Origin of the sequence: Huijunlia imazamoxiresistens, assembly GCF_037132455.1 — a bacterium.
GTDB lineage: Bacteria > Bacteroidota > Bacteroidia > Chitinophagales > Chitinophagaceae > Flavisolibacter > Flavisolibacter imazamoxiresistens.
On record NZ_JBBBEI010000019.1, the window covers coordinates 1 to 13,280 of the forward strand.

General features: G+C 59.2%; 6 protein-coding genes. 2 read left to right on the forward strand and 4 right to left on the reverse strand.

The genetic code is table 11. From position 1 onward, the window contains the following. From V9K67_RS19775 to V9K67_RS19785, 3 genes are all read right to left on the reverse strand, one after another. Positions 1–8,093: lectin-like domain-containing protein (locus V9K67_RS19775; RefSeq protein WP_336725462.1), on the reverse strand; the 8,093-nt coding region annotated here is incomplete at its 3' end. A 294-nt stretch (positions 8,094–8,387) separates the two neighbouring features. Next, entirely contained in the window at positions 8,388–9,452 is a 1,065-nt protein-coding gene (locus V9K67_RS19780) for a right-handed parallel beta-helix repeat-containing protein (protein WP_336725465.1), read from the reverse strand. A 416-nt stretch (positions 9,453–9,868) separates the two neighbouring features. Further along, positions 9,869–11,059 carry an aspartate aminotransferase family protein gene (locus V9K67_RS19785; protein WP_336725467.1) on the reverse strand — a complete coding sequence of 397 codons (1,191 nt, stop codon included), beginning with the start codon at positions 11,057–11,059 and terminating at the stop codon, positions 9,869–9,871. A gap of 100 nt (positions 11,060–11,159) precedes the next feature. Between V9K67_RS19785 and V9K67_RS19790 the strand changes: the two genes are divergently transcribed. Further along, positions 11,160–11,690 (forward strand): gamma carbonic anhydrase family protein, encoded by a 531-nt coding sequence (locus V9K67_RS19790; RefSeq protein WP_336725470.1) that lies wholly within the window; start codon positions 11,160–11,162, stop codon positions 11,688–11,690. Positions 11,691–11,735: 45 nt separating this feature from the next. Next, positions 11,736–11,903 (forward strand): hypothetical protein, encoded by a 168-nt coding sequence (locus tag V9K67_RS19795; RefSeq protein ID WP_336725473.1) that lies wholly within the window; start codon positions 11,736–11,738, stop codon positions 11,901–11,903. Positions 11,904–11,967: 64 nt separating this feature from the next. On the opposite strand, the gene rsgA is transcribed toward V9K67_RS19795, so the two are convergent. After that, the gene (gene rsgA, locus V9K67_RS19800) at positions 11,968–12,924 is read right to left on the reverse strand and encodes a ribosome small subunit-dependent GTPase A (protein WP_336725476.1); all 957 of its coding nucleotides are present in this window, start codon (positions 12,922–12,924) and stop codon (positions 11,968–11,970) included. Between the last annotated feature and the right edge of the window lie 356 nt (positions 12,925–13,280).

Here is a 13,280-nt window from a genome sequence, read left to right on the forward strand (position 1 = left end):
GAAGCGAGCATACCGGTACCGGTCACATCGCCCAGGTTGGTCAGGCTCTTGGTATTGATCTGGAACAGGCCGTTGGAAGGAACACCGTTGGCATCGGTGATCTGCAGCTGCACGCTCAGCGAATCCATGGCATCGGTGGGGTGACCGTTGAAGATCTCCAGGGTACCCTCGAAGGCTTCGCGGGTCATGGTCAGCTGCTGGCTGAACTGCACCTTCACCGAGGCGCAGACGGCAGCCTGCTTTTGTTCTTCCACCATACGCTCTACGGCATCCAGGCCTTTTTCGTACATGCTGTCAATGGAGGCAAAGCCCATGCTGACGGCCCGTTGGTGCGAAACGGTCAGCGATTCGGACCAGCCTTCCACCTTGTTCCAGTTGATGATACCGGGGTATTGGGCATTGGACTCGAACACGCCATTGTTCAGGGCACCTACCGAACGGTTCCAGCGTTCAAAGAAAGCTTGCAGGGTAGCCGGCTGGATCTCGTAGCCGGTCATTCCGGCCAGGATAGCGGTCTGGGCGCCCGGGCGGATGGAATCCAATCCGGTGATATAGGGTTGGATCAAGGAATCCAGGTCTTCCATGGCCTCGCTCAGGGCCATGTCCCCATAGTATTCCCTGGCCCAGCTTTCACGTACCTCGTAGGCATTGATCGAGCTGTCCAGGTTATCGGCGATCTGGATAAAGGCCGCTCCGCCGGGAACACCGGGAAGCACTACCGAACCGCCGCTCAGGGCGCTCATCAGCAGGCCGCTCGACGCGGGACCGCTGCCGCCATCGGTTTCGGTGGCCTCGCAGGTGCGCATGGCCTTCACAATGGCCTTGGCACAATCCATGTCCTTGGGTTTTTTTTTGGGGCTGCACTTCTTGATCTTTTTGTACTTGCCCGAGATGAGGGCATCGCCCACGCAGGACATGGCGCTCATGTACTGGCCTACTTTCTTCAGCTTCTTGCCGCGGGCCGCCAGGCATTTGCCGGCTGCACCCAGCAGGTCGTTCAGGCACTCCACGCAGCTCTTCTTCCCGGTTTCGTATTCGGGCGTGGGGGTCGGCGGGGTGTAGCAGTCGATACAAATAACGGGGCACGAAGCGCAGGGCGGGTATTGGGTCGGCACCCTGCCGCCGCCGCCACCACCGAGCTCGCCGGGAGGCCAGGGGCCGGTAGGCCCGGGCACGCAGGAGCGGCCGTCGAAGGTGAACAGCACCCCACCCTTCTGCCACAGGCCGGTGGAGAAATTACACTTGTACCAGTAAACGATATTGGTAAACTCCTGGCAGCTGCCGGTGGTGGTGGCCGCTATGGTGGCGTACTGGCCGGCATCCATGCCCAGGAACTGGGAGATCGAAGCGATCGAATGGGCACCCGATACCGAGGCGGCGGTACGCAGGGCATCGCGGCGGCGCATGATCACCGGGATCTGGATGCTTTGCTGCGCCAGCAGGCGGGCGGGCACGTAGTTGGTCACGAACTCGTATTCGGGGTCGTTCTGCGGCAGGTTCAGCGCCACGTCTTCGGCGGCTACCAGGCCATGGTTGGTCAGGGTAACGTTGAAGGCGTAGGTTTCGCTGCCCGACAGCTGCGGCATGCGCTTGGGCATGTCGATGATCACCACCGGCACGGGCACATGGGTCTCGAACTGGGTGGTCAGCGTGATGTCGTACACATCCTGTACCGCTGTGGGCACCACGTTCCAGCTGAAGGTGATGGCCTGGTAGTTCAGGAACACGGTGGTCTCGGCCGAACCGCCGGGGTTCACCGTCAGCGTATTGTTATAGGTCTCGTGTTTGTCTTTGGTCACCGTAATGCGGTGGGTGCCTTCGGGCACGCCGGCCACTTCAAACACACCGGCGGCATTGGTTACGCCTTCGGCCAGCAGGGCGCCGGTAAAGTAGTTGCGCACCTGCACGCGGGCACCCTGTACGTTGGGCGCACCCTCAGTATAGAAGGTAAACTGGTCGGTCACGGTCACCTTCACGCTGCCGGTGGATTCGGCCACCCGCTTGTACACAAACGGGATGCTAAAGGAGTTGCCGTTCTGGGCCAGCACGCCGATCCGTCCGTCGATGGGGAATTCAAACGGCACTTCTTCCACGGCCTGGAACTTCAGCACCAGCAGGGCGGTATCGCCGGAAGCCAGGTTGGTGATGTGGGTACCGGAAACGGCGCTCAGCCAGGCTACCTGGGGCAGGTTGATGGTGAGGTTGCCGCTGGCGCCCACACCTTTGTTCACCAGGCGCACTTCCACCAGGCGCTCGCCCTTGCTTTGCGAAACCGGCGCGTCGATCTTCGTCACGTCGGCCACGATATAGGCCTGCGGGGCCTGGCAGTAGTAGAACACTTCCACGGGCTGCACGGTTCCCTGCTGGGCTACTGCCTGCAGGCCGGCCACGTCGAAGTTCTTGCCGGCCGACAGGGCCGTGCCCACTACCCGGTAACCCAGGTTGACGGAAGCGTTGCCGGCAAAAGCAGCTACCGTATCGAATTGGAGAACGGCGCCGTTGGGCAGGTTCACGGGCTTCAGGGTAAACACATTCAGGGTCTGGCCGCTCAGGTTCTGCACCGGCAGGGTTCCCTTCAGGGTATCGTTCAGCAGCACGCGGAACTGGGCGATGTTGCCGTTGTTGACGCGTACGCCCAGGATGTCGAAGGCGTCCTGCTCGGCGGTGGCGCCGATGCCGGGGAAGGAAGCGCCCACGCTGTAGTGGCCGGCTTCGTTGGCCATCGGCACGAACTGGGCGGTATAGTTACCGGAGCCGTTGGTGGTGGCGGTAACGGTGCGGCGCAGGCCGTTGGTAATAATATAGACCTCCACTTTTTCATTGGCGGCCACGCTGCCGTTGTAGCGCACGGCCGAGCCGGTTACCGGGATGGCCGCACCCTTGGTGTAGAAGGGCTGGGCTACCTGGGCGGTGGCGGTATAATCGGGGCTGATGGTCAGGGCCACGGCTCCCGAGGTATTGTTGGTGGTCAGCAGCTCGGTCAGGTCCAGGTCGGGGTTTACCCAGAACAGCAGCTTGTACGCTCCGGGCAGGTTCGGCGCCTGAACGGCATTGAGCACGGGCACGCTCTGGCCGGCCGGGATGGACACGGTCAGCAGGTCTTCCGAGATCAGGGTATCGTCGTCGCTGATGATGTCGTCCTTCGACAGGTAGCCGCGTACCAGCACACCCGTGGGGGCGGTGGCGGCGCCGCTGTTTTTGACGGCAAACTGATAGTTAAAGATGCTCATGGCCTGCACGGTGCTCTTGCCCAGGGTTACCGAGGCCAGCTGCAGGTCGGGTTTGTTCAGGTCCGACACCATCAGCCAGAGCGAGCCGGTGGAGAAGCCACTGGCGCTCACCTGGAAGTACACCTGCTGGTTGCCGTCGGTTACCCCATCATTGATGGTAGTCACCAGCACGTCCACGAAGGCCTTGCCCACGGGGATCACGGCGGTAGCCGGAACGGTAGCCTCGTTGGTATTGGACGACGTCAGGTTCACGGTCAGGGCCGCTGTGGTGGCGGTATTGCGGGTAACGCGGATGTAGCCGGCGTTGGCACTGCCTTCGGGCAGGGTCAGCTGGGTAGCCGTTACCTGCAGCGAAGCGCCGTCGTTGTCGCTGATGGTCAGCGGGGCCGACACCCAGCCCGAGGAAGTGGACGGGGCGCTGCAACCGCAGGAGTTCACGAACAGGGCGGCGGTGATGGCCACCTCGCGCTGGCCGTCGACCAGGCTGTTGTCCACCACGCCAATGGTGAAGGTCTTCTCGTTCTCGCCCGCTGCCAGGGAAATGGCCGAAGGCAGGAGGAGGGTATTGGCCGCACCTGCGGCGAGGTTGGCGGTAAAGGCCACGTTGTTGCTGCCCGCTTTGCGGCGCAAGGTCGCCTGGGTGGCAAAGGCGCCGGCCGATTCGGACACCACGTTGGTATGCACGATCAGCTCCAGCCCGGGCAGGTCGTCGTCCTGCACCTGGATAAGGGCGGTGGTGGCGTTGTGGTCGGCGGCACCGGCGGTGATCAGGGCCTCGACGTCCACCTCAGGGGTATTGTCCTGGTCGAGGGCCACGGTCACCTGGGTAGAGAGGGCGCCGGCCGGGATGGTTACCGAAGCCGGTACCGGGAAGCGGGCCTTGTTGCCCGAAGTCAGGAACACCTGCAGCGGCTGGGCCGGTGCCAGGTTGGTGGCTACGGTAAAGGTCACCGAAGTGCCTTCCATAGCCGAGGCCGGCAGTCCGGTGAGGGACAGGGAGGCCTTATCGTTGTCGAGCAGGGCAAAACCAGCCTTGGCGGCGGTAAAGCCTGCTGCGGAAATACGCAGGGTATCGGTAGTGTGGCCGTCCACGTTGGTGTTGTCCGGGGCCGACAGGGCAAAGGAAGTGCCCGCCTGGCCGGCCGGGATGGTCACGGTAGCCGGAACGGAGAAGCGGCTGCTGTTGCCCACGGTGACATTCAGGGTCAGCGGGGTAGCGATGGAACCGCTGCGTTTCACCAGGGCGGTCAGGCCCTGGGCGCCCTCGGTCAGCTGGTTGGCCGACAGCTCCAGGGTCAGCAGCCTGCTGATGGTCCAGGGGAGCTCCTGCTGGGCGATATTGTTCACGGCGCCGCCGGCAGCTTCTTTAATAAGAGCGCCCGGTACCAGTTCCACTACGAACACGGCCTCGTCACCCAGGTTGAGCTGGGCAGGCATGGTCACCTCGCTGTTGCGGGGCAGGCTTTCGCCGTAGGTCAGCTGACCGTCGGTGGCAAACACGCTTTGCTTCAGCAGGGTGCGGTTGGTGCCGTTGGGCGACTGCATGTAGATGCGCTCGGTCCAGTTGACGGCAGCGGTGCCGGTGCCGGCATTCTTCACGGTCCACGATACGGTCACTACTTCGCCCGGCGCTACCACCGGCTTGCCCGAGATGACGCTCAGCACGGTAATATCCGGGGCGGCCACTACGGCCAGGGTATCCTTCACCACAGGGGCGGCGGCATAGTTGTCATTGCCTTCCTGGCTGGCGATCACAATAACGGATCCCGGGCCGGTGATGGTGAGGGTGTCGTTGGAGATGGTGGCGATGCCTTCGGGGCTGGTGCTCAGGCTGAAGGCCACCGGCAGCCCGGAGGAGGCATGGGCCAGGGCTTTCACCTTCAGGGTGCTGTTTCCGTACGGCTGGTCCGGCAGGGAGGTCAGCGCAATGGTCTGCGGCGCCTTCTGCACCTGGAAGCTTTCGGTAACGCTACCGGTATAATTGCTGTTGTTGATGGTGGCGACCACTTCGTAGGTGCCGGCAGCCACCGGGGCGGTGGACGAGCCGTTGAAAGTGTAGGTCACCTGCAGGCCTGCGGGCACGGTGGTGGCCACCGGCTTTTTGGCGCTACCATTATATATAGTGGTAAGGCCGCTCAGGGAAATGGTGGCGGCGCCCTTTTCCACGGCGATGGTCAGGTCGGAAGTAGCCACGGCCAGGGTATCGTTGCCCCCCTGGGTGGCGCGGATCTTCACGGTACCGGCACCGGTCAGGGTAACGAGATCGCCCTCCAGGGTGGCAGGACCGCTCACCAGGCTGTAGGTAACGGGAAGGTCCGAAGAGGCGGTAGCCGCTACCTTGAACGGTGCATCGCCAAAGGTCTTCCCTCCTACCGGCTGGAAGGTGATGGTCTGCTCCTTCTTCAACTCGTCGTACAGGGTCGACAGCACGCAGACCTTGTGTTCGTTGGAAGCGGCGCCGGTAGCGGCGGTAAAGCCCCAGTATACTTTATTATTACCACCGAAGATGTCGGCTACGATGTTGCCGGAATAAGAGGTACGCTCCACGCCGTCGAAGTAAACGGTCAGCTTGCGCAAAGAAGCGTTCCACACGATGCGGGTGGTATGCCACTGGCCGTCCTCGACGTTGGTGCTGGTAGCACTTGCCTGAACCGGAGGATTCACCAGCAAGCCCGAGGTCACGGTATTGCCGTTTTTATGGATGGCGATGTGGTCGTACCAGGGATCGTCGTTCTGCCAGGTGTCGTACTCCACGGCCAGGGAAGGCGTCAGGCCGCCATAGCCGATGCCCGCGCCGGAGGAGCCGGCACTGGTGCTCAGCGGTTGCAGCACAAAGGCCAGGCCGTCGGCGCCGCCGTTGTTGGTGCCCAGGAACAGGTTGAACGTGAAGTCGAAATTGGCATTCAGGTTCAGGTAGTTCTGGTACCAAACGGAGCCGGCCTGCCAAAGGGCGTTGGGCGTCAGCAGGAAGCAGCCGTTGCCTTGCGAGGCGGCACTGCCGTTGACGAGGTAGCCATTTTCATTAAAGACGATGGTCACCGCGTTGGAGGGCTGGCCCGCGCCGCAGGGGTTGGTATAGGCTACGGTGTAGTTACCGCCGGAAGCGCTGAGGGTGGCGGCGGTGGCGCCTGTCAGGGCTACGCCATCTTTATACCATTGGTATCCGGTAGCGCTGTCGGCGGTTGCATAGGTGGAGGCCGTCAGGGTGCGGCCGTTTTGTGTGATGGTGGGTTTGCCTTTGGGCACACCGCCATAAACCGTTACGTAATGGTTGCGCGAGGTGCCGGCGCCGCAGGCGTTGTTGGCCGTCACGGTCATCTGGTGGTAGCCCGAACGGGTCCAGTTGATGGTGGCGCCCACGCCGGTGGCGGCATCCACGGTGCCGGTGCCGGCAGGCAGTTGCCAGGTCAGGCTGGCGCCCGCTTCTACGCTGCTGGCGCTGTAGGATTGCGTTCCCAGGCAAACCGATGTGGGCCCGGAGATCGAAAAGCCCTGTTCCGGCACGCGGCTGATCTTCAGCACGGCATTGCCGGCAGCGCTGGTATCGAAGGGCGAGGAAGCGATCACGCGGATGCGGTAGCCGCTGCCGGCCCCGGTATTGGCGGGGATGGTTGCGTGAATGGTATCGTTGGCACGGCCGGTGAGGGTGCCGATATTCACGGGACTGGTAAAGCTGCCGCTGCTGTTGGAGAGCTGGGCGGTAAATATGTTGTTGGAGCCGAAGGGCGAATTCACGCTGAACGGTACCGCAACGGGGCCGCCCGCACAGAGGTTGGGCTCCAGGTCGCCCACGGTGATGATCAGCTCGGAAGGCGGATCCACTTTAAAGGAACCGGACCGCACCAGGCTCCAGGCGCCTTTGGCGTCCTGGGCGCGTACATAAATACGGTGGTTGCCGATGGAAATTTCTTCCATGTTCAGGGCAAAGGTCAGGTTGCTGATGTCTTTGCCGGGGGGCAGGGGCACGGTGGTGCCGTTGCCATGGCCGGGATCGCTGTCAATAAAGTATTCCAGCTTCACCACGTCCGAAAGGGCTTCGGCCGGCGTATAGGTTTGTTTGAAGAAAGCGCGGGTTATGGTTTGTCCCCACTGACCATTTGCGTCCTTGAAGCGGGCATAGAGTTGGTGGAAGCCGCCGTTGAGCGCGCTGACGTCGGCAGTAAAGGAAAGGCCGCCCAGGTCTTTGCCGGCGGCGAAGGGAATGTTGGTGCCATTGCCGAAACCGGGGTCGGTATCGAAGAAGTATTCGCCCTTCACCAGGTTGGGTGTATTGTCGCCGTTGGGGATGAGGTTCTGCTTATAAAAGGTACGCACGGGCGTCAGGCTCCAGCGGCCTTCGGCATCCTTAAAGCGTGCATGCAGGTTGTGAAACCCGTTGGAAAGCGCCGACACATCGATGGCGAAGGATACGTTGGAGAGTTCAGCCCCCGGGGTCACCGGAATGGCTGTGCCCTGGCCGAAGCCGGGATCGGTGTCGATAAAGTATTCTCCCCTGACCACGTTGACCGATTGAAAGCCGCCGCCGGCAAAACCCTGTTTGTACAGGGTGCGTACGCGGGTGAGCGACCAGCCGCCTTTGTGGGTGGTGACGTTGTTTTCCGTTACCTGGTACGGCTGCACCAGGGCCCGCACATACAGGTTGTGAAAGCCGTCGGCCAACGCATTGATGGGCACCTGGAAGTTGGACGTGATGTCCGCTCCCGGCGTCACCGGCACGTTGGTGCCCTTGCCGAAGCCGGGATCGTTATCCAGGAAATATTCTACTTTGACCACGTTTTGCGCCCTGAGCGTCAGACCGTTCAGCAGCCAGAAGGCCAGCAGCAGAAAGCAGGAAAGGAGGAAAGAGGAGCTTGACTTTTTCATAATAAGACACCATTATGGTGAACACAGGTTCCTTGAGAATCGAATGGAAAAGGGAGAGAGCGGAGGAAAGGCAAAATGTAGGATACAAAATGTAAAATGTAAAAGAAGGATAAGGCATGCAGTACAGGCAATAGAAGGGCTGCATGCAGTGGTTTCACAGTTTTTCAGGCTGTATAACGGAGACCACTACACGAAACAGAATTCATGTGCCTGCAAAAGCGTCCGTCTCTGTCTTAGAGGAGACGGCCCACTTTTACATTTTACGTTCTATAGTTTACATTTTAAATTTCCCGCTTAGTTGCCGGCCGACTTTACCTTGATGGAAACGTCGATGGGATCGGTATTGCTGCCCACCGGCTGGTTTTCGAAGAAGTAAATGGCGGGCATGGGCGGCTGGCCGGCCAGCACGTAGGGAGTTTGGCCGCTGTACATGCCGGCATCGATGGGGTTGGCGCCAGTGCTGCCGTAACCCGCGCCCAGGGCGGGAGAGCCAGCTTTGAGCTTCCACTGGCCGTCGGGAGAAATGCCGGTGCCGGTGCCCACGAACACGTCGGTCATGGTCACGCTGGCCTGGTTGCCGTTGGTAGCGCCGAACTGGGTGCCGCCGGCCAGGTTGTTGGCCACCAGGTTGGCGGTTCCTTCAAAAAACCCGGTCCACATGATATTATTGGTGATGCTGCTGTTGGAAACATTCAGCTTGCCGCGGCGGAAAATGTTATTCTGGATCAGCAGGATCGCGTTGGCATGAGCGGTCAGGCAGCCGCTGGTAGAGCCTTCGCCGTAGTGGCTGTTGACGCTGATAAAGTTGTTGGTGATCAATATGCCGGTCGAAGCGCTGTTGACACTGATGCTGACGCCGTAATTCTGCGAAATGATGATGTTCTTTACCGCGATGTTGGAATTGGTATTCAGGTAATACAGGCGGATGTCGCCGCAGGAATAGTCCGAACTGGCGCCATTGGTCGTAGAGAAGCGGTTGCGGCGGATGACGATATCATGGGCCTGGACAGTGAGGGTATTGCCCTGGAAATCAAGCCCCATGATCTGCGAGCCTTCCGATCCCACGTTGAAGGTAACCGCAGTGACCTTGGCGGTTTGCGCCAGCGATTGGGTGTTGGGATTTTCGTCCAGGAAATAACCGGGACCGAGGATCACGAGGTTCTTGGTGCAGGTAAGACCGCCGTAATTGGAGGGAGAACCTTCCAGGTGCAGGGTATCGCCGGAAGCGGCGCCGTTATGGGCAGCCTGCAGGGTGGTGAAGTCGGCCGAAATACCCGTATTGTTGTTGACCCGCCAGATCTTGGCAGAAGCCTGGAACGCTACAAAAGAAAGGACAGTTAGTAGAGTTGTTCTCAACATAAACAGTTCGTATTTAAAAAGTTGATTAAGACAGTTTGGTACCGACAATACATACCCGGGGCATTTCAGCAATGCCGATCGCCGTTTCACCCGGAGCATCGTTGGGAATAGCAGGTTTAAAGAAGGATAGAGCAGTTAGACCGTCTTCACAGGAATGGAAATAAACAAAACAGACTGCAAATATAGACCAGGAACTATTAACCGTACAAAGCACACGAATTTTTTTTTGACAAAATCATAACAATCAAATCATACTTCGCAGCGCACCATTACACAAACACATAACACTTCCTTGCCATCCATCATACTCTTCCAAAGATCTGCTTCCTTTTCACACCCGGAGTAGCCTAAGCACACAACGCAAAATTTCCTACTCCGTACCCCTCCCCCACTTCTTATATATTGCCTGTTATTTATTACTTATTGCCTGTTTCCTCCAGTACCTCCAGGATCACCCGGCAGCTTTTTTCCAGTTCTTCCTCCGTAATCACCAGCGGAGGAGATATACGCAGACAGTTAGACGCAAACAGGAACCAGTCGGTAAACACATTTTTTTCCAAACAACGATCAATTACTTTTTTACAGGTTTCGAACGATTCAAAAGCAACGGCCATCCACAACCCAAAAGAGGAAGTGCCCTTGATGGCAGGATGCACCAGCAGCCGCCGGAGCAAGCGCTCCTTTGCCGCCACCCCTTCGATCATCCCTTCCGACAACAGCGCCTCGAAAGCCGCCAGTCCGGCCGCGCAGCAAACCGGGTGTCCTCCGAAGGTGGTAATGTGCCCCAGCACCGGGTTGTCGGCCAGGCAGCTCATGACCGGTTGATCGGCGATGAAGGCCCCCAGCGGCATGCCGCCGCCCAGGGCTTTGCCCAGCAACAGCACATCGGGCACCACCTCAAAATGTTCAAAGGCCCAAAGGGCCCCCGTACGGCCAAAGCCTGCTTGAATCTCATCCATGACAAGGAGCGATCCGGTAGCGTTGCACCGCTCGCGTAATTTTTTCAGCCAGCCTTCCTGCGGGGCAATGATCCCCCCCTCGGCCTGTACCGTTTCCACGAATACGGCGGCGGTTTCCGTAGTAATAAAGGAAAGGTCGTCGAAGGAATTGTACTCCAGGTGGCGGATGCCCGGCAGCAGCGGGCAGTAGGCCGTACGCCAGTAGTCGCTGCCGATCATGCTCAGCGCGCCCTGGGTAGAGCCGTGGTACGAACGGTTGAAGGCTACGATCTCGGCCCGGCCGGTGTAGCGCTTGGCCAGCTTCATGGCGCCCTCCACCGCCTCAGCTCCCGAATTGGTAAAATAGACCGAGTTGAGGGAAGCGGGCAGGTGTTCGGTCAGCTTTTGGGCATAACGCACCTGCGGGCTTTGCACCACCTCGCCGTACACCATCACGTGGAGGTAGGCATCGAGCTGTCGGCGGATGGCGTCGAGGACGGCGGGGTGCCGGTGGCCGACATTGGCCACGCTGATGCCGCCGATCAGGTCTATATAGGTTTCGCCGCCGGAGCCGGTCAGGGTGGAGCCTTCGGCTTTGACGATCTCCAGGGCCAGGGGGGCGGTGGAAGTTTGGGCAACGTGCTGCAGGAACAATTGACGTAAATGCATGATTGGGATTTAGAGAAGGACAAAGATCATCTCTGCACTTTATTTCTGCCCGAAAAAGAATTTATTTGCAGTGGATTCATTAACCCTAAATCATTCTTCCATGGCCCTGATCTTACCAGTAGAAGACAAATCCCCTACCTGGGGCGAGAATTGTTTTATCGCACCCAATGCCACCCTGGCCGGCGACGTGGTCCTGGGCAATGACTGCAGCATCTGGTTCAATGCCGTGCTGCGGGGCGACGTGAACAGCATCCGCATCGGCAACAAGGTGAACGTGCAGGACGGGGCGGTAATTCACTGCACCTACAAAAAAACAAAAACCATTATCGGCAACAACGTCTCCATCGGGCACAACGCCATCGTTCACGGCTGCGCCGTGCACGACAATGTGCTCATCGGCATGGGCGCCATCGTCATGGACAACGCGGTGGTGCACAGCAATACCATCATTGCCGCGGGGGCCGTGGTGCTGGAAGGCACCATTTGCCAGGGCGGCGCCATCTATGCCGGCGTGCCGGCCAAAAAGGTAAAGGACATCCCGCAGGAGCTGGTGGAGGACCAGATCAACCGCATCGCCAACAATTACCTGGACTATTCGAAATGGTTTGAAGCCGTCAACGAGGCCGGGTAAGCAATTAATGAAAAAATATTCCGTTATTCCCAAAACCTCCCCTTCATGAAACACATCCGAATCGCCTTGTGGACAGTCCTGGCCGCGTGGCTGCTCTCTTCCTGCGGCCTGTTCAAACCCAAGTACGGCTGTCCCAGCGATGGCAAAAACGTAGGAGCGGAAAAGCTTATGGATGGCAGCAAAGTGAAGAAGGCGAAGAAGTTTAAATCATAGAGTTCCTAAGTTCCTGAGTTGGGGTTTAACGCTTCGGAGTTACGTCAACTCAGGAACTTTCTTTTTACCAGCTCTTCTCCCCGAGGCTCTCTAATATGTTGTAATAGCTGACGTAGCGGTCTTCGTGGATGGCACCGCTGACGACCGCGTCCTTGATGGCGCAGCCCGGCTCGTTGATGTGCAGGCAGTTGTTGAACTGGCAGTCGTTCAGGCGCGCGCGCATTTCGGGAAAATAGCCCGACAGCTCCTGCCGGTCCACGTCCACCAGGCCGAACTCGCGCATGCCCGGCGTATCGATCAGGCGGCCGCCAAAAGGCAGGTCGTACATTTCGGCAAAGGTGGTGGTATGCAGCCCCTTGCCGCTCCAGCCGCTGACATCCTGGGTGCGGATGTTCAACCCCTGGACGACCGCATTGATAAAGGAGGATTTGCCAACGCCGCTGTGCCCGCTCACCAGCGAGGTCTTGCCCTGCAGCAGCGCCTTTACCTCGTCCACGCCCCTTCCGTCTTTCACGCTCATACCCACCACCCGGTAACCGATGCTGCCGTAAATTTCCGCCCACTCGGCAAACACTTCCTGTTCCTTTTCACGGTACAGGTCGTACTTATTGAATACCAGCACCGCCGGCACGTGGTACATTTCGCAGGCCACCAGGAAGCGGTCGATAAAGCCCTGCGAGGTGCGCGGCTCGCGGATGGTGGCGATCAGGATCGACTGGTCGAGGTTGGCCGCCACGATATGGTGCTGGTGCTTGTGCCGCGGCGACTGCCGGTTGATGTAGTTGCGCCGGTCGTGGATATGGGTGATGATCACGGAGCGCTCCGATTCGCTTTCCATGTCGAAGTCCACGATATCACCAACGGCCAGGGGGTTGGTGGACGTGAGGTTGCCGATCTTAAAAACCCCTTTGATGCGGGCGTTCCATACCCGTCCGTCTTCCTCTTTCACGGTATACCAGCTACCGGTAGATTTGTAAACAATGCCTTGCATGATGAAGGAAATGTACGGAATAATACGCATCGCCAAAATCTTTTCCGGCATCCTGCCTTCCCAACAAGCTCTGCTGCAATGGGTTAGCCCTCCGCTCTTCCATCAAAACTATTGCCTGCCCCGGCTGCGGTTATAATTTTCTTCATTTTGAGCATCGGGCCGCACCCCAGCCTGAGGCATAGCATTTGGACCCCTGCCACGGATAGGGACATTAGAAGCGGATTAAAAGGTGGTGGAAAATTTGTATCCATGAGTCGGTCCTGTTAAATTTGGATTGTCTTTTTGTGCCGGTTCTTTCCCGCCCTTCCAAATCTACGGCCCGCCTGCCCTGATGCCGATACCCCATCCGGACTATGACAGGTTCCGCACCACAGCCGCCCCCTTCC